Annotated in this window: 27 protein-coding genes; 9 read left to right on the top strand and 18 right to left on the bottom strand. The window is 48.8% G+C overall.

Annotation, left to right across the window (positions count from 1 at the left end; translation table 11 throughout):
* Entirely contained in the window at nt 1-333 is a 333-nt protein-coding gene (locus NSMM_RS04380) for a hypothetical protein (protein ID WP_090284981.1), read from the top strand.
* Between the two features lie 4 nt (nt 334-337).
* Here NSMM_RS04380 and NSMM_RS04375 read toward each other — a convergent pair whose 3' ends face one another.
* Genes NSMM_RS04375 through NSMM_RS04305 form a run of 15 tightly spaced genes read right to left on the bottom strand, consistent with a single transcriptional unit; the run spans nt 338 to nt 14,058 of the window.
* A complete protein-coding gene (locus NSMM_RS04375) occupies nt 338-3,250 on the bottom strand; it encodes a conjugal transfer protein TraG N-terminal domain-containing protein (RefSeq protein WP_090284979.1) in 2,913 nt (970 codons plus the stop codon).
* Between the two features lie 3 nt (nt 3,251-3,253).
* Nucleotides 3,254-4,675 carry a conjugal transfer protein TraH gene (locus NSMM_RS04370; RefSeq protein ID WP_090284977.1) on the bottom strand — a complete coding sequence of 474 codons (1,422 nt, stop codon included), beginning with the start codon at nt 4,673-4,675 and terminating at the stop codon, nt 3,254-3,256.
* Nucleotides 4,676-4,697: 22 nt separating this feature from the next.
* Nucleotides 4,698-5,486 carry a conjugal transfer protein TraF gene (locus NSMM_RS04365; protein ID WP_090284975.1) on the bottom strand — a complete coding sequence of 263 codons (789 nt, stop codon included), beginning with the start codon at nt 5,484-5,486 and terminating at the stop codon, nt 4,698-4,700.
* Between the two features lies 1 nt (nt 5,487).
* Entirely contained in the window at nt 5,488-5,829 is a 342-nt protein-coding gene (locus tag NSMM_RS04360) for a hypothetical protein (RefSeq protein WP_090284973.1), read from the bottom strand.
* Nucleotides 5,826-8,384: a type IV secretion system protein TraC gene (gene traC, locus NSMM_RS04355; protein WP_090284971.1), complete on the bottom strand. Its 2,559-nt coding sequence runs from the start codon at nt 8,382-8,384 to the stop codon at nt 5,826-5,828. Before traC ends, NSMM_RS04360 begins: the two co-directional genes overlap by 4 nt.
* On the bottom strand, nt 8,381-9,040 hold the full coding sequence (traV, locus tag NSMM_RS04350; RefSeq protein ID WP_090284969.1) for a type IV conjugative transfer system lipoprotein TraV: 660 nt from the start codon (nt 9,038-9,040) through the stop codon (nt 8,381-8,383). Before traV ends, traC begins: the two co-directional genes overlap by 4 nt.
* Entirely contained in the window at nt 9,037-9,759 is a 723-nt protein-coding gene (locus NSMM_RS04345) for a DsbC family protein (RefSeq protein WP_176753857.1), read from the bottom strand. Before NSMM_RS04345 ends, traV begins: the two co-directional genes overlap by 4 nt.
* Nucleotides 9,759-11,003 (bottom strand): TraB/VirB10 family protein, encoded by a 1,245-nt coding sequence (locus tag NSMM_RS04340; RefSeq protein WP_176753856.1) that lies wholly within the window; start codon nt 11,001-11,003, stop codon nt 9,759-9,761. Before NSMM_RS04340 ends, NSMM_RS04345 begins: the two co-directional genes overlap by 1 nt.
* Nucleotides 10,993-11,706, bottom strand: coding sequence for a TraK domain-containing protein (locus NSMM_RS04335; protein WP_176753855.1), 714 nt, complete (start codon nt 11,704-11,706; stop codon nt 10,993-10,995). Before NSMM_RS04335 ends, NSMM_RS04340 begins: the two co-directional genes overlap by 11 nt.
* Nucleotides 11,636-12,232, bottom strand: a complete 597-nt coding sequence (gene traE, locus NSMM_RS04330; RefSeq protein ID WP_090284961.1) for a type IV conjugative transfer system protein TraE — start codon at nt 12,230-12,232, stop codon at nt 11,636-11,638. The genes NSMM_RS04335 and traE overlap by 71 nt, the downstream gene beginning before the upstream one ends.
* Before the next feature lie 2 nt (nt 12,233-12,234).
* The gene (gene traL, locus NSMM_RS04325; RefSeq protein ID WP_090284959.1) at nt 12,235-12,531 is read right to left on the bottom strand and encodes a type IV conjugative transfer system protein TraL; all 297 of its coding nucleotides are present in this window, start codon (nt 12,529-12,531) and stop codon (nt 12,235-12,237) included.
* 14 nt (nt 12,532-12,545) lie between these two features.
* Nucleotides 12,546-12,845 (bottom strand): hypothetical protein, encoded by a 300-nt coding sequence (locus NSMM_RS04320; protein WP_090284957.1) that lies wholly within the window; start codon nt 12,843-12,845, stop codon nt 12,546-12,548.
* Nucleotides 12,846-12,848: 3 nt separating this feature from the next.
* On the bottom strand, nt 12,849-13,058 hold the full coding sequence (locus NSMM_RS04315) for a hypothetical protein (RefSeq protein ID WP_090284956.1): 210 nt from the start codon (nt 13,056-13,058) through the stop codon (nt 12,849-12,851).
* Nucleotides 13,055-13,633 carry an OmpA family protein gene (locus NSMM_RS04310; RefSeq protein ID WP_090284954.1) on the bottom strand — a complete coding sequence of 193 codons (579 nt, stop codon included), beginning with the start codon at nt 13,631-13,633 and terminating at the stop codon, nt 13,055-13,057. Before NSMM_RS04310 ends, NSMM_RS04315 begins: the two co-directional genes overlap by 4 nt.
* Nucleotides 13,633-14,058, bottom strand: coding sequence for a lytic transglycosylase domain-containing protein (locus NSMM_RS04305; protein WP_090284952.1), 426 nt, complete (start codon nt 14,056-14,058; stop codon nt 13,633-13,635). Before NSMM_RS04305 ends, NSMM_RS04310 begins: the two co-directional genes overlap by 1 nt.
* 198 nt (nt 14,059-14,256) lie before the next feature.
* Between NSMM_RS04305 and NSMM_RS04300 the strand changes: the two genes are divergently transcribed.
* From NSMM_RS04300 to traD, 3 genes are all read left to right on the top strand, one after another.
* Nucleotides 14,257-14,787 (top strand): IncC plasmid conjugative DNA transfer DtrJ family protein, encoded by a 531-nt coding sequence (locus NSMM_RS04300; RefSeq protein WP_176753854.1) that lies wholly within the window; start codon nt 14,257-14,259, stop codon nt 14,785-14,787.
* 97 nt (nt 14,788-14,884) lie between these two features.
* Entirely contained in the window at nt 14,885-15,271 is a 387-nt protein-coding gene (locus NSMM_RS04295; RefSeq protein WP_090284948.1) for a hypothetical protein, read from the top strand.
* A complete protein-coding gene (gene traD, locus NSMM_RS04290; protein ID WP_090284947.1) occupies nt 15,264-17,069 on the top strand; it encodes a conjugative transfer system coupling protein TraD in 1,806 nt (601 codons plus the stop codon). Before NSMM_RS04295 ends, traD begins: the two co-directional genes overlap by 8 nt.
* A gap of 34 nt (nt 17,070-17,103) precedes the next feature.
* Here traD and NSMM_RS04285 read toward each other — a convergent pair whose 3' ends face one another.
* Together NSMM_RS04285 and NSMM_RS04280 are read right to left on the bottom strand one after the other, a co-directional pair.
* Nucleotides 17,104-18,465 (bottom strand): Y-family DNA polymerase, encoded by a 1,362-nt coding sequence (locus NSMM_RS04285; RefSeq protein ID WP_245654680.1) that lies wholly within the window; start codon nt 18,463-18,465, stop codon nt 17,104-17,106.
* The gene (locus NSMM_RS04280) at nt 18,423-18,893 is read right to left on the bottom strand and encodes a LexA family protein (protein ID WP_090284941.1); all 471 of its coding nucleotides are present in this window, start codon (nt 18,891-18,893) and stop codon (nt 18,423-18,425) included. Before NSMM_RS04280 ends, NSMM_RS04285 begins: the two co-directional genes overlap by 43 nt.
* Before the next feature lie 67 nt (nt 18,894-18,960).
* Here NSMM_RS04280 and NSMM_RS04275 point away from each other — a divergent pair, with 67 nt between their 5' ends.
* The 3 genes from NSMM_RS04275 to NSMM_RS04265 all read left to right on the top strand — a co-directional run bounded on the left by NSMM_RS04275 (nt 18,961) and on the right by NSMM_RS04265 (nt 21,120).
* Nucleotides 18,961-19,635, top strand: a complete 675-nt coding sequence (locus tag NSMM_RS04275; protein WP_090284940.1) for an SOS response-associated peptidase — start codon at nt 18,961-18,963, stop codon at nt 19,633-19,635.
* A gap of 184 nt (nt 19,636-19,819) precedes the next feature.
* Nucleotides 19,820-20,206, top strand: coding sequence for a transposase (locus tag NSMM_RS04270; protein WP_090284938.1), 387 nt, complete (start codon nt 19,820-19,822; stop codon nt 20,204-20,206).
* 377 nt (nt 20,207-20,583) lie between these two features.
* Nucleotides 20,584-21,120 (top strand): hypothetical protein, encoded by a 537-nt coding sequence (locus tag NSMM_RS04265; RefSeq protein WP_176753853.1) that lies wholly within the window; start codon nt 20,584-20,586, stop codon nt 21,118-21,120.
* 573 nt (nt 21,121-21,693) lie between these two features.
* Here NSMM_RS04265 and NSMM_RS04255 read toward each other — a convergent pair.
* Nucleotides 21,694-22,371, bottom strand: a complete 678-nt coding sequence (locus tag NSMM_RS04255; RefSeq protein ID WP_090284936.1) for a hypothetical protein — start codon at nt 22,369-22,371, stop codon at nt 21,694-21,696.
* 304 nt (nt 22,372-22,675) lie between these two features.
* Here NSMM_RS04255 and NSMM_RS04250 point away from each other — a divergent pair, with 304 nt between their 5' ends.
* Both NSMM_RS04250 and NSMM_RS04245 read left to right on the top strand, forming a co-directional pair.
* Nucleotides 22,676-23,173 carry a thermonuclease family protein gene (locus NSMM_RS04250; protein ID WP_218121002.1) on the top strand — a complete coding sequence of 166 codons (498 nt, stop codon included), beginning with the start codon at nt 22,676-22,678 and terminating at the stop codon, nt 23,171-23,173.
* Nucleotides 23,143-23,949, top strand: coding sequence for a hypothetical protein (locus NSMM_RS04245; RefSeq protein ID WP_143001854.1), 807 nt, complete (start codon nt 23,143-23,145; stop codon nt 23,947-23,949). The genes NSMM_RS04250 and NSMM_RS04245 overlap by 31 nt, the downstream gene beginning before the upstream one ends.
* Nucleotides 23,950-24,270: the final 321 nt, after the last annotated feature.

Genomic DNA, 24,270 nt, shown 5'->3' with positions numbered 1-24,270 from the left:
ATGATAACCAAACAGGAAAGATTCGAGCGTAGGGCAAAAATCCTGCTGTTTATCGGCATTACCGTTACCGTGATGGCAACGGGGAAAATCACGATACTAAGCGTGATAAATAATCTATTCTACTCAGCTTTCTTATGGGCAGTCCTGTGGTTTATGTATGTATTTTTCCGGGATCTCAGTATTGCCCTGGGCTGGAAGAAACCAGAATTCGAGTTGCCGCAGCATCCTCGGGAGGATGCTGAAATGGATATAAAAAGAGAGGAAATGGATCGAGATTGGGATATAAATCCAGCGAACCCTGCATCTCCTATTTATGAGGAAGATTTTCGGTAATAATTTAATTCTTCCCTTTAGTTTCTTTCGACAAAATTTCCCGGATGGCATCCATCATTGGATTGTTGGGTCTGCCCTTATCAACACGTTGCTGTTGGGTTTCAGTAACCACAGCGCCAGGCATGCTGGGAAATTGAGAAGCGATTCCATCCGGTAGAACACCTGATGTATTGCTAATGGCAGTACCCATCAACGGTTGTGCGCCAGGTTCGGTGCGTTTATCTGCCTCCTGTTTGATTGGCGCGCCTTGCATATCAAGATAGGTTTGACCCGCATCCATGGCTTCGATAACACGCTCACGAACATTATCGAACTTGCCAGGCAGACTGCTCGCGACAGAATCGCCAGGGTTTAGTCCGACAGCCGCCGCTGCGGTGGCTGCGGCACCACCACCATTCCATCCGCTTACACTTCCAGAGCCACGAATCATTTGTGCCTGTTCGGTAAAGAAGTGACGAATGTCTTCCGGTGAGTTGAACCGTGGCGCATTGGCCGTCACCATTGATTCCATCTTCTCCTTATAGAAGATATCGAGGAAAGGCACCAGCAGGTTCGGATTCTTTTCAGCCATCTGCGAGACGGTAGCACCATCGAAGCCCCTGCCGTGCAGATCGAATGGATTGCGCTGTGTTCTCATCCACTCCATGAACTGGTGGTACATGCTTGCCTCGAATGAACCGGAGCTTTCTTTCAACTTCCCGGCCATCTCCCTGAGTGATTCGGATCGTTGGTACTGTGCGGTTGCCGCATCTGATCGGGTACTGGACTGATTGAAGTTTGAGACGATCGAGTCCATAGCCCTGCGACTGGATTCATCGGCGGAATCGAATGTAACGTTCCTCGCCGCCTGCTCTGCGCGGTTGAGTGCATCGGCATTGCCATCCTTTTGCAAATAGCCGATAGCGGATTTAAGCGTTTGCTGGGCTTGTGCGGAAGACTTACCTGTTGCTTGTGTGATTGCCTCTACAGCAAGCGGGGAAACCATTTCTATGGCTCTGGGATTTTTAATTGATCCTTTAGCTAATCCTAATATTTCCGCCCCCTGCGCCTGATTCAGCCAGTGTTCTTTGGCGAAATTATCGACGATCTCCCTTGCCTCGTTCACCGACTGCGAAAATCCGATCTGGCTGCTGCTACCAGTCTGTATACCACCCCGTTCGCTTGCGCCGCTGGAACGAACGAAGTCAAAGGATTGCAGCAACCCTGAAGCAAAAAGCTTTGCGGACGTTGCCATATCACTCGTGGCTGCCGTCTGCGCGGATTCAGATTGTTGCTGGAAGGTGCTGGCCATACGCTCTCCGAAGGTCAGGCGCATACTGGTATTGTGACGTATCAGAGATGAATCGAACGCCTGATGGCCATCTCCCGTAAATGTGCTCGTGATACCGTGAGCACCAACTTCACGTCGAATCGGAGCGCCAACATGGGTATTGGGCGCAAGACTGTATTGTCCCATCGACTGGTTATCGACGTTGAGGCTGCCCATGTTGAGATTGCCCTGAGATGCGGCAGAGGCAAATCTGGCAGCTTCTGCACCCATCGGGGAAGACAGCACATTACCGAATGCACTCGCGCCAAGTGCGAGGCCATTCACAATCATCCAGGAAATGGTCGGAATGCCTACAGCAGCAATCATGCCTGCAATTGCCTGATCGGAAATCATCAGATTGTTGAGATAAGTATAGGTCATCATCGACATACCGCCATTAGCCAGCGCATCTGCCTGCTTTGCCGAATACATGGTAATGATGAAATTCATCACCGCATAGAGTGGAGGCCAGAGCTGTATCCACAGCAGGCTCTTAGCATACATACCCAATGCCCCCAGGCCATACTGCCCGAGCACGACGATGATCAGCAACGCAAGCGGTGCCAGCGCATACTGGATCATCTCAATGATATTGCGCATCTTAGGCATTACCTGTTGGCCAACAGAAGCCATGACCTTATAGGATTCCGAAGTGGAGCGCAGTGCCTGCACTTCGGCAAGCGCAGTGGTAGCAGTTGCTGCATCTCCTATTTGCGCTGGAATCTTGTATTGCGCATCCAGAAACAGGTTCATGACCATACCCTGACGGATGATATCTGGTGCAGCGGAAGAAATGCTGGTGTAGAGGTTGGCGGCAGTCATGATCTGGCTCTGGGTGAGCGCCTGACGGCTTGCAAGCGGCACATGAGGGTTAAGCGCATTGCCCAGATCGTTGATGCTGGCGGAAACCACGGTATTGATCTGGTTAGTCATTTCAATATAGGCTTCCGGGCAGGTCCTGGGAAGCCTCATGATGCCGGACGGAATCTCTCTGATTTCCACATAGCGAGCGATGTTGGTTTTGCCATTAAGATAAGCCCAGATGTCCGGTTGGCGGATCAGCTCATGTGGTGGCACATAGCCTGTGACAAATTCCGGATAAACGCATTCCCGTATGAAATCCATCATGTTAGCGGACAGCACCGGACTGCCTGATCTTGCCATCAGTATCTCGCGCACTACCCGTGCGCCGAACAGAGTTCCGGATTTGCGGAATTGAACGTCGTTTGGCAATGAAAACACCGTCTCGAAGCTCGTCGTCAGAAAATCTCCTATCTTACTGACACTGCCTGCCAGTGCTGCAATACCGATTGGCACGTTGGCAACAGGCTGAGGATTGGGGCTGGTACTGGTGCGATCCACTACTACAACCGTGACTTTCGGCACCAGCAGCAGACCATGAAACAGGGTTAGCAGGATAATCCATTTCCACATGTCATCCATGCGGCCACGCCCGGCAATGACCACCATTGCAACAGACAACAGGGCGATGATCGAGAACAGCTTGAGCAGCCCAAGGAAATTACTGCTATTGGTCAGGGCAGCAACAGCGTTGAACAACGTGACCAGTTCAGTGGCGTTCCAGTAGGAGAAAATCTCGAAATTCATGATCTATTTGAGATCTATGTTGGAATTGAACAGTGATAGCGAATTGCGCAGATCATTCGATACGGCGCTCATCATGGTCTGATTGATCATTTGCAGGTTTCTGGCCTGTTCCGCAATGCCGATACCCTTCTGATAGGCAAGGGAGATGCTTTCAGCCATCTCAGTCCTGACCTTGCCCGCATCTTCCTGTAATTTTTCGATACTTTTCGTAGAGGCAGGGTCTTGGCCTCCCTGTGCGTGTACCAGCGCCTTGTTCATTTCACGGATCGCTGTGTTTGCGAAATTGGCAGAAACTTCAGTGGCGATAATCTCCGCGTATTCATCGAGCGCCGCCTGGGAGAAAGGAACGGTTGCAGACATCGACAACAGCTTCCACAGAGGGGTAGTTGATTGCGTGAGAAAGAAGGTATCGGTGTCGGTGAAACCCTGTGGATCTCTGGTATAAATTTTGTCAGTGCCTTTTCTGATGATTTCACGAACCCGCCACGCAAAAGGAGTGATCGTGATCGTATCCTCAAAGAGATTGTCGCAATCCGTGCTTGTACAGCGCCATACCTTGATAGTCTTGCTGCTCTGCGACACATTGCCGACAAGATCCTTGAATTCAAGGATCTTGCCAAAACTCAGCACCTGTGGTTCCGTGTTAGCAGCGTCTCCCGTCGCCCTGACGATGATCGTGCCAACCAGACTCATCATCAATTCCTTGATGTGATCCGGCGCATTCAGATTGCTCATTGCTTTCCAGGCGACATTGCCTGGATTGAGGTAATTCTTGAGTAATGGATCGGCTTGCGATGTCTCGGTCAATGTCGCCTTCCTGGTCGTGAAGTCACCAGCCCATTTCGAGAGGCCATCAAGTGAATCAGTGAATTTGTTGATCAGACTTGAGCCATTGCTTTGCGCATTTACCTGTTCTTTGGCTTTCTGTGCCATTTGCGGCATCGACGTCATGCCGATCAATGCCTCCGCCGCGCGACAGGAATTCATGTTGAGCAGACTGTTCGCGCTCTGTGCCGCGTTTTGCAGACTTTTCATCAAATCAGCCAGATCGGGGGAGATCGTCTGAACGGCAATCATGAAGGCGTAGCCCAACGCATTGTTGGCTATATTGCGCAGCAGTGCTGTGAACTGCTGTGTGTTGATAAATGAAAATGATCCTGCGTGGATATCGATGCCGCCACAGCCTGCCCGGAAGGTAGGTGCAGCAAGACTGCCCAACTGGTAGCTGGTCACGGGAGTGCGCATATAAAGCGATCCTCCGGTATAAAAGGAACCGGTCTGTCCCTGGACAGCCTGTGGGGTCGTAATGTTGCTGTAAGCGCCCATGGAGTCAAACCATGACTGCATGTCGGAGCTGATATTGGCGAAAGCGGGACCGCCTTGCAGCGTAAGTAACAGAGCCAATAAATAACGGGCTTTTATCATGGCCGAATTCCTTAATTTGAGATCAATAGGACTCACCTGGTCGAGTGCTGGTCAGGACGTGAATACGTTCGATGAGTTCCTGTGAAGAAATTACGCCGGAGCCCAAAGGCACAATACGTTTGTCGTGAACATTGCCCAGTACCATGAGTGGTACTTCAGTGACCCCAATCTGGGTTGCCAATCCGTTGTCCATGCGGGCATTGGGATATTGCGGCAACGCACTGCCATCGAGGGATACCGGAAAAATTGTGATGCCATGTGCCTGGCCAATATAATGGAGTGTTTGCGCCATCATGTGGCAATAAGGACAGTCGGACTTGAAGAAAAAGAAGATACCCCAATCATTCCTGATTCTCTCCAGCGTATCCACCTGCGCCACACGGGTCGTCTTCTTGTGAATGTCGAGTGCGGCGTTGTTGACCGGATGTTTCAGCTCATAATTGAGTTCTGGAGTTTGCCAGATCACCCTGCGCCAGACATCTGAAAAAACAGATGCCATCTGCATAGACTGGTTTTGCAGATCGATGTAGGATGCGATATTCTCGGGAGTCGGCTCTACAATAGCGAGCGCCCGTCTGCCTTTAAGTTCTTTCTGTAATTCTTCAAGCTTCCTGATTGCCGTCTCTTGAGGCGTTTCCAGTCTTATCTGCTGTTCCTGCAATTCTTCCGGATCGATCTCGCAATACCAAAGGAATTTGCTCCGGTCGCACTGCCAAACCGACGGGTAATCGATACTGGATGCGAAATCATCATCAGGCATTGCCCAGGCAGAGATGGGAAGGATGAGAAGGATGAATACATGAAGCCACATGCTATTTCTGTTCCAGATAGGATTTGACCCAACTGGTCATATCTGCAATATTTCCGCTGTTTGCACCATCAGGCCGTTTGGCGATGCTTGCTGAATTGAGCACGAAGCAGCCACAACTATTGGCCAACTGCTGTAAGGCCATGTCGATGCGGATTGCCTGTGCCTGCGCTTCTATCAGGGCAGATTCATCCTTTCTCTGCGCGAATGTGACAGCGGACTCACTGAAAAGACCGGTAAGATCAATTGTCACGAACTTCTGGACAGGGTGGGTGTGCATCCATGCCGCTCCAATGATGACAGCAGACAAGACCGACAGTGCCCAGGTAAGAATATGGTTTTTCACGCTGCGCTACTCCTCTGTTCCAGAATCATCTCAATGGCATCTGTCACGGCAAACCCCTTACTGGTAAGGGATTTGATAGCTTCATAGTCTTCTGCGCGAGTGGAATACAGCAACATCGAGAAGGGGTCGAGTATCAGGCGTCCCACACCTGATCCCATCGGGCAATGAACATAGATTTCCGAATACATGCCATGCTCTGTATTCACGCTGGTCATCTGTCGTTTAGTGTATTCATCGAGTGTCAGCTTGCCTTCCTTCCCCAGCCGCTCGATGGATTCCGCCTTCTGGCGCAGCAGAAACAGCCAGTCGGCATTCTCGATCATGGCTCGTGTTGCCTCAGACTTATAATAATCATCCACGGATTGCGTGATGGTGCCGAACGCCCCACCGTATTTTCGCGCTCGACGGTATCCTGCCTCAATGAAAGATGCGCTGGAACCCGCTCCCATCAAATCCCAGGCTTCATCTATGATGACAATCTTTTTCAAAGACCGATCGAGGTACATCTCCTGAGTGATGCGATACATCACCAGTTGCATGACCACTGTTTGCAGATTCTTTTTAGACTTGAGTTCTTCCATTTCCAGCACGACAAAATTTTTGGTGAACTGGATGTTTGACTCACCCTCGAAGTAGGAAGCGTATACCCCATGTTTGGTATATGGTTCCAGTGCCGTTGCCAGGCGGTGCATATCTCGAATATTTTCATCATTTTCCGACAAATTATTGTTTTTCAGAAAATCATAAATATCCGTGATAGTGGCGTGCTTACCCTTGTCTTCCCATACCCGCTTGATGGCGGATACCAGCAGCGAGTAGCCGTAATTATCGAGCTTTTCCTGCGGACTGGCCATCTGTGCTACCAGCGGTAGCAGCATTTCCATGTCGCTGTTGATATCCATCACCATTGAGAAGGGATTGAGACACAGACGATTGTGACGCTCGTCAGTGAATTCGATGAACTCTCCACCGAGCAGTTCGCACAGATTTTTGTACGATCTTCCAATGTCGATAATCCAAACCTTCGCTCCCGTGCCCAGATAACGGAATGCCATTTCGTTGACCATTACTGATTTTCCAGAACCTGACAGGGCGGCTACGGCGAAATTGAAGTTTCCACTTTTGTTGTCGAACAGGTCGAGTGACATGATCTGTCCGCGTCGGCCAAACAGAGTCATCGCTGGCGTGCCGGAGCCTTTCCATTCAGCAAGTAACGGGCTTGTCATGATGGCGTTATCGGAAGTCTTGGTGCCGATTCTGCCAAATACCTTGAGATCAGTCTGTAGTGACGATGTAAGAGTACATGGCAAACCCGCTACCAGCGCATGATGCTGAAGATAATAATCTTTGGATAGATCAATACCTCTGGCTTGCCAGACGGAACGAACCGCATGTTCGCAGCGTGATGCTTCTTCCAGATGAGAGGCAAGCACTACTTGGTGATACATCTGCACGACATTTCTACCGTTGGAAAAAGCACGCAGCACCATGTCCCAGTCACGTTTCCTATCCTGCAAATCGGGCTGGAATTTCGCCATCACCGATTCTGCGGCCTGGGTTGCGCGTGCAGCCTTGATACTGGCTCTGTTTCTGGATGTCTCGAAATCCTGTACGACCGCTCCCATCGTGATCAGGAATGGGCAGGGAATCGCCAGTGCCAGCCGGAAATAATCACCAATCATGGCATCCATGTTGCCCAGCCGGAAATACTTGGGATACTGAGTTACCGAGAAGCATTGCAATGCCGTCTCCGCTCCCCCATTCTTGCGCTGCTTGATGAAGCAGTCTGCAACTGCCGAGGCAATCTCGGTGCTGGAAATGTGGCTCCGGATTGGAAGGGAGTCGTCGTATTCGATCAGCTTGCGTCTGTTGCCAAGCATGCGCTCATGATCAAAGAAATCCGCAACAAAATTGATCAGATCTTCCGGTTTCCAGTCGATTCCCGGCAATAGTGATGATCGCATGATCGAATGCACCGACTCACGAATGCGGATCGCTTCCTCAATATCCGTGACGGATATGGGATCAAGTGGCAATACCACCGATACCACGCAGCGGAAATTACGCAGCAGATAGGAATGATTGGAAAAAAATGATTTCCCCTTGTTTTGTAGATAATAGTCGATTCTGCGCCGAGATAATGCGCGGAAAGTGTTGTTGCTACGCAAGCCATTTTCTTCAAGATCGACCGGCAGCATCGTGGACTGCTTACGCAACACCGGCAGAATATGCGGGCTGGCATAAAGCGTTATTTGAATACCGGTTCCAGGCGGACATGACAGGAACAGGCTGCTCAATACCCTCTCCATTTCTTCGTTAGCGCCGGTCTGCGGTTGTGTTTCGATACAGAATCCGAGGTTATGCGTAACTTTTTCGTTATAAGCGCCGTTATCAAGGGCCAAAAGCCTTTCTTCGGGAAGCCACGATGAATACGGCAGAATTCCTGTCAGGCGAGGGATGGATGCGATCTCGTTGAGAAGCTTTCTTGGCACCAGATCAGATGGGTCAATCCTTTCGCCCATGAAAATCGATTTTAAATCAGATAGTGCGCTCAAAATCTGTCCTCCGGATAAATGTCGTCCTGTGATAAAGGGGTATTCTGTTGGGGAACGGATGGTGGCGGTGCCGAATACTGGGTTGGCTGTGGTGGTTGCGGCAATGGGGCGAACGGCCGGACCCCTGCCGTTCTTGCAGAATCCTCGCTATCCATATCCTTAGGGCTTCGGCCCGAGACTAGCGATGTTGGTCGGTATTCATCGATAATGCGCTGCCGATTGTGCTCGATAATCCAGCGGCCATAGTCGGCAAGCATGTAGATGTACGATTGATCATGCAGATCTCCATCAGCATCTTCCCATGGAGCGAGCCAGACCCGCAGCAGTTTGGGTTTAATCAGAATTGGATCGCCAGAACGGGGAGCATTGCCTATGATGGTGGATGTGGCTTGTGCTTCCACTCCTGCTGGATGATACGAATCATCCGCTTTACTATCTTTATTACTTCTGGACGCAGGCGGATTGTCCGGGTTGCCTTTCTTGCCCAGGACAGGAAGATTATTCTGAACGGCATTCGCGTAAACCCCGGACATCGATGAGCAGGAAACGCCATCTGGTGCCTTGCACGCGAATTTGCTCCCGCCGTCGTACCCGGAGAGTGTGGTACATCCGCCAAGTATCAACAGTAGTGCAATTGAGAAAAACGGTTTGATCATTCTCTTTCTCCTTTGGCAAGTAATGCTTCAATTTCTGATACAAGTATTGCGCCTTGCACCATGCTGCCATCGCCCAGAATCATAGTGGGTGTGGCATCTATGCCAAGTCGTCTGGCAAGCGCCACGTTTTGATCAATGGGATTCTGGCAATCATCAGCTGACTGCGGTAACTGTCTATTGATCATCAGATCAGCCCAGGCGGTGGCGCGGTCATCAGCACACCAGACCAGACGTGATTTATGGATTGCTTCCGGATGCAGTTCATTGATCGGGTACAGAAACGTATAGATGGTTACGTCATCAAGGTTGGATAGCTCTTCTTCCAGCTTGCGGCAATAAGGGCAGTCGGGATCGGAGAAAACGAACAGGCTGCGCTCTCCATTGCCATGAACGGTCTTTATGGCATCCACAATAGGAAGGGTTTTTATATCAATCCGATTGAGGGATTCCATCAATTCGGCAGTCAGATCCCGTTGCTGCGACATATCGAACAGATGTCCAAAGATCAGATAGCGACCATCGCTATCGGTATAGGCGATGTTCTTGCCCATGACAACTTCAAATACACCTTTGATGCGGCTTGACTGAACACGGGTAAATTCGGTAGCCGGATAGAGTGTTTGCAGACGGCTTTTTATTTCGGCTGTAACATCATTGGCTTTGACAGAAAATGCCATCAGCAAAACTGCAATAGCGGCAATCATTCTTTGTTGTGCCATCATTCTCTCCTTCCCGCCATACGGCGCAGTTTGTTGCGAGATTCACCGAGGCTGATCATTTCCTGCCCATCTCCAATCTCGAATTCGATTCCCTTGGTCAAGACCACTTCGACAACCCGCCCGGCATCGACCTCGATGACTGGAAAAAGTTGTTCAGCCAGGCGAATGTAATACTGGGATACGCGATCAAGGGAGCGACCGATACCCGCCCCCATTCCGGCGCGAAACTGGTTGCCTGTGCCACTGAGAGTGCCGACCGTCCCCAGGGCGCTGGTTGAAAATGATGTGGCGCTTTGCTGCAATCCCTGACCGATACCGGCAATGATGCCCGTCATGAGCGCGTTGGCGATTATCTGACCCTGCTTGCTGATCAGCCTGCCACGTAATCCTGCTTTGCCGTCTTCGCTTACGATATAGCCCTTGGCAGGCACATCAACGACCTTGCCGTCTTTGAGTGTGCAGGAGAGCGATTCAAGTCTTATATGGGCGCGTTCAGAGCTGATGTCGCCGTGGCCGGAACCCAGAACAAAACATTCTCTGAGTTTCGCCCGGTAGCGGTTTGGCAGGAAAGCATTGTCCTGCACTCGAAGCAGTGCGGGCATCGGATTGTTCTGTGCCTGGCCACCAGTTGGCGCATCCATCCCGCCCAATAGCACCGATCTCATGAATGTGCCTGAAGGAATGTAAGTTTTGGGTGGTTCGGGTGGAGTATTGGGCGCATTCTGCGGGCTGGCTGCCGTCATCTGAAATACCGCAATGCCTGGCAAGGGTGGTGGTGCGGTAACAACAGCAGGCTCTGGCATCGGAGGCGGTAAATAGGGCTGCGGTGGGGGTATTTCCGTTTGGAAGGCATCAGTCTGGGTGGCTGGTTCCGGTACGGGTGGCGGTAACGGGGCGAAAAAATTACCAGGCTGTGGTTCCTGATCCTGCTTGCTCTCCAGATCTGTTATCTGCTGTTTCATGGCACGAATCAGGTCATCCATTTCCTGCAACTGCTGAGATGATTGCGACATCCAGACTTCTCGCGGGTCAACCTGCGCACCCGGAGTCGTAATGTTTCGCGTTGTCGGTTTTTTATCTGTGTCAGGAAGCAACATTGGTTCCTGGTTATCCCACAGATATACTCCACCAAATACCAGCGAAAAAAACAAAATTGCAAGCCCACTCAAAAGTAGATTTTGTCTGGCTTTTACCGATAGATTCTTGAGGTATTCAGTAAAATTGGTGGCAGAATCATTGCTCATGTGGATTCTCCAGAATAATGAATACATCCGATACCTCGCCTGGGTTGAGTACTGGTTGTTCGACTGACACGGCGACGACTCCTGCCCGGTAAAGCTCGCGCTCATCGATTACCAGTTGCTGGCTGGATGTATTCGTTATTCGGTATTTTTCCCCTGTGTAGCGACCATCCAGCGTGGAGGTGAGGACAAACATCACATCGTTCCATAACGGCACGACCCGATTGACTGCGCGTGCCTCCATACCTGAGTTCTGTGGCGACTCCAGTGCAAGAATCACGTGCTTGATGGCGCGGTTGCGTTCCATATCAAGACCTGCTTCAACCGCTTTACCTGGCTTATTTTTTGGCTTGATTATGATGGTGTCGGCAGGCTTGTCAGTGATCGACAGCAACAATTTCCAGGTATGTTTGGATTCGTCGGTGATAAACAGACTGATATGAGATTTATCCGCCATCGGCTTGATATAGGCAGCACCTGTCTCACTGTCGGGAACAGCAGTGAAATCTCCCTCCGCCCCATATACCCGTGCAATGTGCCTGCTTTCCACCCGGACGAGCGTCGGTTCCGCGCGGGATGCCGTGGCATGCAGGGTTTCATCTGGATCACCCTGTAAAAGTTGGGCAGCCGAAATATCAAGACTTAGCAGCATCAGCATCATCATCCATAGGATTCTGCCGGGTTGTCTCACGAAAATCAGAAACATAGAGTTTTCCATTTAGATAGTTGAATCCAATCATGAAGGTTGCATCACGATCTCCCGCCCGTTTATCGGCCACCCACGTATACAACTTGCCGGATAGCGCCACTCGCAGGTGTTTTTCATCGACAGTGATGTCCTGCACCGAAAATTGCGAGGATGTCTGGTTTCTTTTCAGAAAATCAGAGCGGGAAGCCATTTCCTGAGATAGCCTGCCGAACTCGGATGGCAGAGCGTATTTGAGGAAAAGTTCGTTCTGGTAAACAATACCGGTTGGTGTGACGTTGAGCGCAAGTCCGGCGTACCAGTAGGCCATCTCTTCCAGGTATTCTTTGGATACTGCGTTGTTCGATACCCAGAAACTCTGCTTGATCTGTGGTGGCACCAGTACCGTCCGGGCTTCTCCCTGTAAATTGAGTATTGCCATACTTTCCAGTACGATGATCAGCACAGATCCTGCCAGCAGGAGGCGCATGAAAAGGATTTCCTGCTTGGTATTGGCCTGCGCATCAGTGTATTTGTTGAATAACATGATCAACCTAGAAAATAACGAAGGCTGGATGGGGGTAGGGTTCTTGGTTTGATGAACAGACTGCCAGGGAGCCACCAGTAGAGAACATGAATGGCGAATCTCGGATGTTTGCCTGCCTTCATGCGACCATAAAGCCACGCTGCTGAAGTGCCACCGATCAGACCAATCGCGGCCATGCCAAGGGCAAGACCGATACCGATCAGCATGATTGCCAGAACAAGCTGGTCGATTTCCCACCAGAGAAAGCGCTCCCGCGAATCGAGGAGGGTTGGTATAAATCCGATTTCATCGCCATTCATGTGGCACCTCCTGCCTAGATAGTTGCGGTCATGATGACCTCGATGATGCCGGGCGTGAATTGCATGAAGATCGCAAATCCAACCCCCGCCAGCGCGGGAATTGGATTGACTCGTGCGATGGAAATAATACCGCCCAAGGCGACAGCGGCAATCGCAATCGCCTTACCGCCAAACCCCAGCACAAGTTCCTTGAAAAAGGTGTACAAAGCAGTGAATGAAGCGCCAGTCGTGCCGGACATGGCATCACCTACAAAAAACAGCGACAGGACAGCCAGCACTAAAAAGATTAATGAGTTTTTGTTAATTAACAACATGATCTACTCCTGTTTTTTATGAAAAATAATCGATTTAACCAACCAGCCGATTCCAATACCAATGGCAATACCGCCTAGATGTACCTGGAAATTGTTGCTGTCGAGCATGCCGCCCGGCATCAATACCCCCATGGCAACGAAGGCAGAGGAAACGACCGTATCCTTGATCGCCTCTTTTGATCGAGGTAAAAAGGAATCTATAGGTTTATTCATTGTTTACCTTTGATTACACTTACTTCAACGCGGCGGTTCTCCGCGCGTCCCTTCTCCGTTTGGTTATCGGTCAGATAGCAACAACCGCCTCTGGCTCTGATTTCCAGCGGATTCCTGATGCCGCGTGATCTGATCCACGTGGCCACCCATTCAGCCCGCCATCCTGCGAGCTTCTTGTTGTATTCTTCTTCCCCAATACTGTCGGTGTAGCCCTCGATGAGTATCCGGTCAGTCTCCGGGAGAGTTGTTAAAAGTGCTTCGAGATCGCCAATATCCGTGCTATCCGCCTCATCAAAATGGAAGCGCAGTACAATCTTTCGTGGAGAGTCGCTTTGTATATCGGGCTTGGTTGTATTACCGCTCATGGCGGTAAGGGAAATGGTCTGAATAGGTGATTTCCTGGTCGGTCTGAGGCAATTGATGCCGACCTCGCAAATGCGCCAATCATTATCGAACCAGGCAATCTCATAGAATTTTTTGGGTGGCTGTTCAATCAGAACCTGTGGTTCCTGCTTCGGCTGACCAGCACAGGCAATCAGCATTGATCCAAGTATGATGACGGAGAGTTTTTGCATTACTGTTGGTTCCTGATACGGTTGAGTGCATTCTCGACCTTGCGTGCATAGATGATCCGTTTGTCAGGAGATTTGGTGTTATAAGCGCCAATTGCGGTCCAGTTGTATCCCAGTTCCCTGAAATTGTTGGCCAGCACCCATGCACCCACGAAGGTGTTGATGCAGGGGTCGAACAGGGACTGCTCGCTGATCCCGTACTTACCTAGTTTGCGCAACCAACTACTGTTGATCTGCATATGGCCGATGTCGCGTGAGCCATTCTTGTTACTGCGATTGACCGCCCTGGGATTGCCGTTGGATTCAACTTTCGAGATTGCCTTGAGCAAATCCGGATAAATGCGGTAACGTTGTGCTGCCTCATCGAAACAGGCCGCTCCAGCAAGAAGCGGAAACAGCAAAATCATCAACAAAAATAATGTTTTCATTTGCACATGCTACGAACATTGCATGTGCAAAACTACCCCCGATAAGTGCCCTGAATTTGACACTTATCGGGGGTAGTTTTTGGATGGCAAGCTTGATAAGGTTCTTGTCTTTGCCCGGATTAGACAGGTATTGCCATGGCCAGAACAGATAGACCCAATCCCTGGAGTACGCTGATTGTCACCTTGTGTATTATCGGGATGATTGCCGCCTGGTTACTCATTCCCAGACAAATCGTGGAACAAGCAAGGGTTGCAGAGCAACAGCAGATGATTTCATGGGCAGGAGAGGGTGCCGACCAGTGGATATACGGCAAATCATCTGCCATGGCGCTCGAATTTTCCAGAGAAGTGGTTAAGGCGACATCCATTGAAATGACAAGAGAATTAAAAGGATGGGTGGTTGATCGGATCTATACCACGATCCTGTGGAGCGATATTATTTTCTATCGAATGTATTCGCTCGCACTCTGGTTCCTGATCGCATTCCCAGTTCTGATGGCGGCATCAACGGATGGAGTGTTGATGCGAGAGATCAGAAAAAATATGTTCATCTCACAGAGCCCGTTGCGTCTTAGCATCGGTGCGAATCTCTTTTTGCTTTCTTCGGTACTTCTACTGCTCTGGCTGTTTATACCATTTCTTTTACCGGCAATATCCGCGCCAGGAATGATCCTCATGATGGGTTTTTCACTTTGGATGTGGATGGCTAATATCCAAAAAAGAATATAACAATCTCCGATAAACGCCATCTAAGGTCACTTATAGGGGATTGTTCGTGTTAATTGATTCAGTATATTTTTAGCTTTAACAAGATTATTGAATGCCCATGCAGAAAAAACTATGGATTTATGATGGTCCTTCTCAATACGTTAACCTCAAGTTACCTTCGATTTCTTCAGCATTGAGTGGTGGATATATTTTATTTTTTTTTCTGCACGACGGCTCAGTCTGGTTATATTCAAGCTGTCATCCTGGAAAGTGTGTTTCCGGCTGGAGCCAGACCGCCCGGCGCTATGGCTTGCAGGGCATCGGTAATGTAATGATTTCCAGACCATTTTTGTTTTATACATTGGTGAGAAAGAGAATTACTGAAAATATCGTCGAATACAAGCAGGAAAATTCCAGTGCGTACAACATCGAAAGAAAAATACTTATTCCCAAAGCAGAAGAAGTTTTCATGATGGCTGAACCACTGCCCGATAACCATGGCTGACGTATACGATTTCGATAATCCCTGGCGAAAAATATACGAATTGCCGATGGCATGCGCCTGGTTTGCTGCTTCTGCAGCCACGCTTTTGATGGTTTACACGATACCGGTAGTACCACTCAGATTCGGCATCATCCTGACCAGTGCCTGTGCTTTTTTCGGAATGATTCGTGGTATGCAGGCATGGAAAAGATACCGTGACACCAACCGCATAAAACTATCCGGTAGGCAGTTCTATAAACTGCCGGAAGTCCTCAAAATTGCCCACAAAGCCGCTGAAAAAAACAGTCTGTGGCTTGGCAGCGGTTTCCAGTGGACGGACATCGAGTCGGGCAGAATGCACGCCCTGATCAGTCAAGGTATCGCCAATCAGTTCGGTAAAGCCATTCTGAACAACGAGGGCGCATACTGGCTGCATGGATTATCAAGGGAAGAAGATATGTTTGCTGACCTTGGTAGCCTGGTTGGGCATACCCTGATCGTGGGTACGACACGGGTAGGAAAGACCAGAATGCTTGATCTGCTGATCGCGCAGGCTATCGCCAGAAATGAACCGGTTATCATCATCGATCCAAAAGGAGATCATGGTCTGGCCGAGAACGCTAGGCGGGTCTGCGAAGCACTTGGAAAACCTGATAGCTTCGAGTTTTTTCATCCGGCTTACCCTGATAAATCGATCTGCATTGATCCGCTGCGTAACTGGAACCGAAAAACGGAACTGGCCAGCAGGATTGCATCCCTGATTCCATCCGAAACCGGTGCCGATCCATTCACTGCTTTTGGATGGAAAGTATTGAACGATATTGTGAATGGCCTGATCGCAACCGGTACGCGACCCAATTTAGTGCAGGTGCGAAAATATATAGAAGGGGGTCCGGACGGGTTGCTGCTCAGGGCACTGCGCCGGCATTTCAAGAAACATGTTCCCGGTTGGGAGTCCAGAACAGGCAGCTTTATCAAAAAATATCGTGGCAATGAAGCACTTGCTTATACTTCTTTCTATAAGGAAATCGTCGTACATGAGGCTCAATCAGTCGATCTCGATGGTCTAATTTCAACCTTCGAGCATAATCGTGACCATTTCCAGAAAATGATCGCCTCCCTTATCCCGATTCTGTCGATGCTGACAAGTGAGCCACTCAAGGAATTGTTGTCTCCTGATTTTGAGTCAGGGCATGAACGTGCAATAACGGATGCGGCAAGGGCAATAAAAGCAGACAAGGTGCTGTATATCGGGCTGGATTCGCTCGCCGATGGCATGGTGGGAAGCGCCATTGGATCACTGTTGCTGGCGGATCTGACTGCGGTTGCCGGTGACAGGTATAACTACGGTATCAAAACCATGAAACCCGTTAATCTTTTTATCGATGAAGCAGCAGAGGTGATTAACCAGCCGACGATCCAGTTAATGAACAAGGGCGGCGGTGCGCAGTTTAGGGTAACGATCGCTACGCAGACATTTGCGGATTTTGCATCACGGCTTGGGGACGAAAACAGGGCTAGGCAGGTGCTTGCCAATACTAACAACAAGATTGCCATGCGTGTTCTGGATTCCGAAACACAAAAATATATCTCGGACGGCATTCCAAAGATCAAGACCCGCATCATGTCGGTCATGTACAACCACAGCATTGATTCGAGCATGAACGATAATGACGCAGGGTACCGAGAAGAGGCTGCCCAGGAAGAAGCGGATCTGATTCCACCAGCCATCCTGAGCGAATTGCCACCACTGCATTACTTTGCTCGCTTGTCGGGCGGAAAGACGATCAAGGGTAGGATACCGATTTTGATAACCTGATAGCTATATAGCTATATAGCTATCAGGTTATAAATCAGTGGTCGGCATGGACAATCGGCACATCGTTCCAGCTTGTCGTGTAGCAGGGCGACATGCATTCCCTGCGCATACGCCATGCTCTATTGGTCCCGGCAGAAGCGATGGCGACCGTGTTGCGTCCAAATCTCCGGTTCAACGCATCCATCGCTTCCATCAGCTTTTCAGATTTCTCTCCGACGCCATGCTGGACGAGAAGGGAACGTTGAATCACGCCTGCGTCGCCGATGCCGGTTAACATCACTCCGGCTTTTTTGTAGGCAAGGCCGGGGCGGTAGATTTTTTTAAGGCCGAATAGCGCGGCACGCACCAGCAGGCGCGTGTCACAACTTGGGTTAGGCAGAGGAACGGTGATGCTGTTGCTGTATTGCGCATCTTGCTCGCGGAAAGGGTTGGTCGCAATAAACACCTGTACTGCTTCACATACGGAGCGCTGCCGACGCAGCTTTTCCGCTGCGCTTGTCATATAGCTGGTGACCGACTCACTCAGTACCGCCAGGGTATGAACCAATTGTCCGAAAGATCGGGAGGACACAATTTGTTTCCTGGGTGCGGTAATTTCTTCGAGCGCCAGACATGAGGCGCCGCGTAGCTCATTGCCGGTGCGTTCCATCACGACTCCGAATTTTGCACGCAGCCACGAGGGCGGAGCATCACGCAACGCTTTCGCTGTCTTGATACCAGCTGCATCCAGATGTGCGCCAATACGACGTCCTACCCCCCACACTTCACCCACTTCGGTAGTAGACAGATAGGCGTCAAGCTCTGCTTGCGGCATGGATACCAGGTCGCAAACGCCCTCCATTTCTGGCCGTGTCTTGGCAAGGTGGTTAGCCAGCTTCGCCAGCGTCTTGGACGGTCCGATCCCAACGCAGACCGGTAAGCCAGTCCATTTGCGTACTCGATAGCGAATCGACTGACCCATATCAACTGCGGCTGGCCAGAGACTGCTCATGCCATTCAGGCTGAGGAAACTTTCATCAATGGAGTAGATTTCCACATTCGGGCTGTAGCCGCGCAATATCGTCATGACGCGATCCGACATGTCGCCGTAGAGGGTGTAATTGGACGAGAGCACAATAATATTGTGCTCTTTGGCCAGGTCCTTAAACTTAAACCAGGGCGTACCCATCTTGATGCCGAGCGCCTTGACTTGATTGGAACGCGCTACTGCACAACCGTCGTTGTTGGAAAGAACGACTACAGGCTTATTTTCAAGGGCAGGATTGAAAACCCGTTCGCAACTGACATAAAAGTTGTTTACGTCAACCAGTGCAAAAATCTGGTTGCAGGCGGTCGCGCCGATTCCAGCCATGGCTACACAGCGAAGCGTGATACTGCCCCGACCACAACGCCCCATACCTGCAATTCATCATGCTCACCGAAGCGGATAGGTGGGTAGGCAGCATTTTCAGCATGGAGCTCGATTACGCCATCCTGATGATAGAGCCGTTTAACGGTATATTCGTTATTGATGACGGCAAGCACGATGTGCCGGTGCTTGGGCTCAATGGAGCGATCTACCACCAGCATATCGCCATCATGAATATTGGCACCTGTCATGGAATCACCGATTACGCGGAAGAAAAATGTTGCTGTCTTATTACGTACCAGGTAGGTATTGAGATCGAGTCCTTTCTCAACGTATTCATCCGCAGGGGAAGGAAATCCGGCAGGAACACGATGCAATAACAATGGCAAGACACAAACAAGCGGGTCGATGACAGCAGGCTGTAGATAAGGCAATGTCGATGAGCTTGATGGATCGAAGGGTATAATGATTGTCATGGGGGATGCTCTAAGACATGATGAGAGCACAGTATAAAACACTCATCTGATGAATAACAATTAACGTATGTGTGGACGTTTTTCCTTGGCTTATCCCCGTTCCAGTCTGATCGACTGGTATCATACTGTATCAATGCCGGAGATCAAGCCACGTTATAACATTGCACCTACTGACGATATTTTGGTCATTCGTGACAGCGACCGGGGCCGATCAGGATCGATGATGCGCTGGGGTTTGATACCTCATTGGATCAAGGATCCGAAGAAACTACCCTTGCTGTTCAATGCTCGCGCTGAATCGCTGGCAACCAAACCCATGTTCAAACATGCCTTCCGTCGGCAGCGTTGCCTCATTCCTGCTTCGGGCTTCTACGAGTGGAAATTGCTGCCGAATGGCAAAAGCAAACAGCCATTCTATGTCTCTGCCAAAGACGGCCCGATCTCCTTCGCAGGCTTATGGGAAACTGCAACAGTCGATGAAGTCACAATCGATAGCTGCACGATTATCACTACAGAAAGTAATACCTTGATGCGTCCCATTCATGACCGGATGCCATTCATCCTCCCACCAGAAGTATGGGATGTCTGGCTGACTTCTACCCAGCAAACCGACGATAGCCTTTTATCGCTTCTGCAGCTTTATTCTTCCGGGCAAATGCAGCTATGGCCTGTATCCTCCGCAGTGGGGCGCACCAACAATGAGGGAGCACAACTAATTCAGCCGATCAATAATCAAGGATGATCACTCCATCCAACTCCCAGCATAGTGCTGACCGTCCCGGATGAAAGAAACTGCCTTATTGTCATAAAGTGCCACGGTCCTGCCACCTTAAACCCAGGCAGCTCCCGTTTCTGCGCGAGCCTGCAGATCGTCTTTTCCGTGACATTCAACAGTAATGTAACATCGCGAACGGTGAGAGCTTGGTCTGGTTCGTCAGCGACTTGCTTTCGTTCGCTCCAATAAACTGTTCCAACAGATTGAACTACAAAATCCAGGAGCCGCGCGGATTCATATCATCTGTGACAACACCCGTTACTATCATGCCCGGTTAGTGAAGGAATACCTGGCGAATTCCAAAATCGAACTGGTTTTCCTGTCGCCTTATGCGTCGAACCTCAACTTGATCAAACGGTTCTGGAAATTCTTCAAGAAAACCGTACTGTATGGGCGCTACTACGAAACCTTTTGTCAATTCAAAACAGCGTGCGGCAATTTCTTTGCCGGACTAGACCAGCACCACGCCTCGCTACGCTCGCTATTGACCGATCGCTTCCAAATCATCGGTCGGTCACGCTTGAGTGCCAAAATTTAAAGTGTGGTGGGTATAAAACCCAAGGGCGGCTACGCCGTCTGCGCTATCCTTCCTCGCTCTAAACGGTGGGGCTTGCTGCGCACCGGGTCAGATGACAGCCTTCGCTTGGAATCAATGGAGCTTCCAGTAAAACACGGATCTTCGATGTTATCGCGCCATATATCTCTTCGGGCAATTGATTCTCCTATTCTCAATTCATGATTGCCAAAGTGGCGATAAATCAGTCCTCGTGACCCAACAGATCCAAGTTGCTTTATCAGCGCCCCCTTATACGTAAAACTCAGTATTTAGAAGTTGGCTATCTACTTATAAGGTGCGGTCTTTAGAAACTAAATGCAGATATTGCTTATAACAGCTTAATTAAATGGGTAAAAACGATGGACAATAAAAAAGTTTTCAATAGGTTTCTCTCAAAACTAGGGCCAGGGTTATTGTATGCTGGAGCGGCTGTTGGTGTATCGCATCTACTGCAATCAACACGCGCTGGCGGAATGTTTGGGTTCGAACTGATTCTCGCTATCGTGATTATTCACTTCATCAAGTATCCATTTTTCGAATTCGGACCACGTTACACGGCAGCGACCGGCGAGAACATTCTGCATGGCTACATGAAGCTAGGCAAGTGGGCAGTCCGGGCGTATCTATTGATGACACTATCAACCATGTTCATTATCCAGGCCACAGTTACTGTTGTAACCGCAGGACTGTTTACTTATATTTTTGGGCTTGAAACATTAGGTGGATATGAGCCACAAATAATTGCCGCAATCATAAGTAGCTTGCTTCTACTTATCTGTTCATTTGATCAAATACCCATACAAGTAGATTTTATTTCAGATATTAAAGCAATAATTCTTCCCAAATGTGATGTCTGTATTAGCCCTGGTGGGACTTTAATAAAAGTCTTTAAATAAATGTGCTTCCTCCTTCTACCAGAGGGGAGGCATACATGGTCGTGTGTCCCAAAAGAATGCCCCTCCAGGATCGCACAGGCAGGCGTTGATTACTAACGGGACGTGGTTTTTCTTTTTACTACAACGATCCTTCATGTGCGTAAGACCACCCCATATACCAATTAGGTCGCCAATAAACATGACAATGTTGGCAATTTCTACTTTAGGAAGGTATTTGAAGAACGTAGGTTGAAAGCGAACAAAGGTACCAAATCCGTCATAGGGTTCTTCCCAAATTGAACTTTCCCGCCCCGACCTAGACGCTGCTGCAATACCTGTCGCCGCTGGGCTGGAAGTACATCATGACTGGCGATTACATGTGGCGCAGCAGCGCCAAGATCGGCGAGGGCAAGTTCAAGCCGCTGCGACCTCTGCAATCAGCTTAACGTGCTTTATTTTCCGAATTCTGAGACGATCCCTTACTGCGAGCGGGTCGAGTCACGAATCAAGAATTTATATTGCTTTTATTGCTCTATTTTTTCTTGATTTGTGACTTGGTTCTATTGAGCAGAGAATGCGAGTGCTCTTATGCCATCAATCAATATTCGCGATTGGCTCGATATCTGGCCCGGTTTCGTTGGGTATGGGGAACGTTCCCACCAAATGATCGATTTCTGACATTTTTGTGATAGTAAGGCAAATATTTGAAGGAGAGAATTCTCCTTCATTTAGTCTCTTGCCAATTTCCCAAATACGTTCAAATCTATTGCTCTCTATCATTTCAAAAAAAGTTTCGGCCACACTTGTTGATGAGCTTAGCCCATAGCCTATCCAGATTTCACCGTCACTTACATAAGCACTAGGATCAATTGGTGCCATTGAAATCGTTGTTGGCATAATTGGCTGGAGTTGTCCAGTCGGTATAGTTTGTACTTGTGGAATAAAAGGCTCAGGGGAAGAATCAATAAGGTTATTTTGATATTTTACCCAGGTTGTTCCACTAAATAGCCATAACTCATCTGGTTTGCTTTTAAGCCTGAATCCCACAAAAACAAGTCCTTCTTTGAAATGATGCACCTTTGAAATAACGACATAGTGATCCAGGATAACATTGTCATATCTATCAAGCTCGGCACGCAAAGAGGTTTGTGGAAAACATAGCTTTCCGGGAGATGTAAAAACTGTTTCTGTTTCTCCTGCCATGGTTAATATTGATGCGGCGCACAGTAAACAGCTTCCGATCAGCATGATTAATTTTTTTATATATGTCATTTTAAATTTATTATCAATATGTTATAGAACTCGAACCCGGCGATAGGTTTGGGTGTTTACTGGGGGTGGCAAAGCATAAGCTACTAAGATACTTCCTTTAGTAACTACCCAAGTCGTCAAGAGCGCACCGTGGATTATGTAATTATTTCACAACCCAAGCGTTGGTCATGGCGGTCAAGAACCAACGCCCACAACGCGGTTTGACCAGTTTGTTTCCCGCCTCTCAACTTTATAGCCAAAACAGTCGATAGCAATAAAGATTGTCTCTATCTGCATAAAATATAAATGAGTAGGAGAATATTTGGTGAATCCCAAAAATTTTAAGCAAGTTTTATTTCTCGTTTTGCTATGTGTTGCGTTCTTACCGTTATCTGCGGTAGCTCAGGAACATATTGGGCGAGTAGTGGGTGTATCAGATGGTGATACGCTAACAATCCTGGATAATCAAAAAAAACAAATCAAAGTACGGCTCGCTGAGATCGATACACCCGAATCAGCACAGCCTTATGGAAAGCGTGCAAAACAAGAATTGTCTCGGCTTGTCTACGGCAAAACCATAAGCGTCGAAGTGCGGGATATCGATCGCTATGGACGTACGGTTGGGCGAGTCTATGCGGATAATATCGATGTAAATGCAGAAATGGTGAGGCTTGGGGCTGCTTGGGTATATCGAAAATATGCCAAGGATCAAAATCTCTATGCTTTGGAAAAACGGGCTAGAAAGAATAGATCGGGGCTATGGAGCCTACCGGAAGCTCAGCAAGTTCCACCATGGGAATGGCGACAAGCAAGAAAAAGATGAAATCAGAATGCTCCATATTCGTTGCTTTGAAAAAGAGGATTTATTTTTTTTTCTTCGTAACCGGGTTGTTTTTCTCAAATTCGGTTTATTCAGGTGAAGTCCAGAAATGGATCATAAAAGGCATTGAGCCTAACAGCATTACAATAATCGGTGAACATCATAAGCGACCTGAATCTATCCAATTTTTCCAGTCTGTAATATCCAAATATTTGCAGCAGGATAAATGCCTGGTTGTTGCGCTTGAGATTGCCAGCAATCAACAAATGATTCTTGATGAAATCGTAGAAGGCAAGTCAACTGTATCCGATATTAAAATTTCTTCCATAATCGATCACACTGCCTTTCGTGTGATGATCAATGATCTGGCAAAAATGGCAAAAGTAAATGATTGCCTAAAACTGATTGCGATTGATGCCGGAATGGAAATAGACGTTAGACGTGATGAGTGGATGACTAAAATATTGGCAGAGCAGGTAAGTCAGGTACCCATATTGGCTTTGTTGGGGAATATGCATTCTCTGAGAAAAGTTGATTGGAATTTCAAAAAGACGGCTCCTTATGTTGCGGAGATTCTTGCATCCCTGAATCATACAATTAGGACTTACCCTCAAATTTGGGTAGACAAAACATGTGGCAATCAAAGCGAGTTTATTCGCTCAGACAGAAAAAAGGCCGTCGAGATTATCAACAATAATTTAACTTCTCTGCTCAACGCTTATGAGTACAAAACGGTAAGTGATGTCGTCGATGGAATTATTCTTTGGAAGTGTAGTTAAAAAGTTGGGAACTGCTGGGCAGTAGCTTCTGCCATCCGCAAACCATTCGGTGGCCACAAGACTTGCATTTTGGACTAAATTTTTTCTCCGGCAGTATCCTGCATTCGATAACATCCAGATAATGCGCAACCAGTCTGGAGCACTCACCGTCACCCATCAGTTGGACCTTGATCGCGCGACGTTTCCCCGTTCGGCGGTTGTTGATTGCCACAAAGCAGGGCGACCGGTAACAGGGTAAGGGTAATCGGTTCGCAAATCGTTCTCTATCATCACGACTGTTCCACGCTTCAACAACGCTGGCCGCCAGTCTTGAGCGATGCC

Source organism: Nitrosomonas mobilis, assembly GCF_900103035.1.
In the GTDB taxonomy this organism is placed as follows: Bacteria; Pseudomonadota; Gammaproteobacteria; order Burkholderiales; family Nitrosomonadaceae; genus Nitrosomonas; species Nitrosomonas mobilis.
The sequence above is the reverse complement of the archived record's forward strand: the minus strand, read 5'-3'. Positions and strand labels throughout refer to the sequence as shown.

Excerpts from the sequence above, each read along its gene's own strand:
- NSMM_RS04380 (WP_090284981.1), top strand. The coding sequence starts at position 1 with ATGATAACCAAACAGGAAAGATTCGAGCGTAGGGCAAAAATCCTGCTG.
- NSMM_RS04375 (WP_090284979.1), bottom strand. The coding sequence starts at position 3,250 with ATGAATTTCGAGATTTTCTCCTACTGGAACGCCACTGAACTGGTCACG.
- NSMM_RS04370 (WP_090284977.1), bottom strand. The coding sequence starts at position 4,675 with ATGATAAAAGCCCGTTATTTATTGGCTCTGTTACTTACGCTGCAAGGC.
- NSMM_RS04365 (WP_090284975.1), bottom strand. The coding sequence starts at position 5,486 with ATGTGGCTTCATGTATTCATCCTTCTCATCCTTCCCATCTCTGCCTGG.
- traV (WP_090284969.1), bottom strand. The coding sequence starts at position 9,040 with ATGATCAAACCGTTTTTCTCAATTGCACTACTGTTGATACTTGGCGGA.
- NSMM_RS04345 (WP_176753857.1), bottom strand. The coding sequence starts at position 9,759 with ATGGCACAACAAAGAATGATTGCCGCTATTGCAGTTTTGCTGATGGCA.
- NSMM_RS04340 (WP_176753856.1), bottom strand. The coding sequence starts at position 11,003 with ATGAGCAATGATTCTGCCACCAATTTTACTGAATACCTCAAGAATCTA.
- NSMM_RS04335 (WP_176753855.1), bottom strand. The coding sequence starts at position 11,706 with ATGTTTCTGATTTTCGTGAGACAACCCGGCAGAATCCTATGGATGATG.
- traE (WP_090284961.1), bottom strand. The coding sequence starts at position 12,232 with ATGTTATTCAACAAATACACTGATGCGCAGGCCAATACCAAGCAGGAA.
- traL (WP_090284959.1), bottom strand. The coding sequence starts at position 12,531 with ATGAATGGCGATGAAATCGGATTTATACCAACCCTCCTCGATTCGCGG.
- NSMM_RS04320 (WP_090284957.1), bottom strand. The coding sequence starts at position 12,845 with ATGTTGTTAATTAACAAAAACTCATTAATCTTTTTAGTGCTGGCTGTC.
- NSMM_RS04315 (WP_090284956.1), bottom strand. The coding sequence starts at position 13,058 with ATGAATAAACCTATAGATTCCTTTTTACCTCGATCAAAAGAGGCGATC.
- NSMM_RS04310 (WP_090284954.1), bottom strand. The coding sequence starts at position 13,633 with ATGCAAAAACTCTCCGTCATCATACTTGGATCAATGCTGATTGCCTGT.
- NSMM_RS04305 (WP_090284952.1), bottom strand. The coding sequence starts at position 14,058 with ATGAAAACATTATTTTTGTTGATGATTTTGCTGTTTCCGCTTCTTGCT.
- NSMM_RS04300 (WP_176753854.1), top strand. The coding sequence starts at position 14,257 with ATGATTGCCGCCTGGTTACTCATTCCCAGACAAATCGTGGAACAAGCA.
- NSMM_RS04295 (WP_090284948.1), top strand. The coding sequence starts at position 14,885 with ATGCAGAAAAAACTATGGATTTATGATGGTCCTTCTCAATACGTTAAC.
- traD (WP_090284947.1), top strand. The coding sequence starts at position 15,264 with ATGGCTGACGTATACGATTTCGATAATCCCTGGCGAAAAATATACGAA.
- NSMM_RS04285 (WP_245654680.1), bottom strand. The coding sequence starts at position 18,465 with ATGGGGCGTTGTGGTCGGGGCAGTATCACGCTTCGCTGTGTAGCCATG.
- NSMM_RS04280 (WP_090284941.1), bottom strand. The coding sequence starts at position 18,893 with ATGACAATCATTATACCCTTCGATCCATCAAGCTCATCGACATTGCCT.
- NSMM_RS04275 (WP_090284940.1), top strand. The coding sequence starts at position 18,961 with ATGTGTGGACGTTTTTCCTTGGCTTATCCCCGTTCCAGTCTGATCGAC.
- NSMM_RS04265 (WP_176753853.1), top strand. The coding sequence starts at position 20,584 with ATGGACAATAAAAAAGTTTTCAATAGGTTTCTCTCAAAACTAGGGCCA.
- NSMM_RS04255 (WP_090284936.1), bottom strand. The coding sequence starts at position 22,371 with ATGACATATATAAAAAAATTAATCATGCTGATCGGAAGCTGTTTACTG.
- NSMM_RS04245 (WP_143001854.1), top strand. The coding sequence starts at position 23,143 with ATGGGAATGGCGACAAGCAAGAAAAAGATGAAATCAGAATGCTCCATA.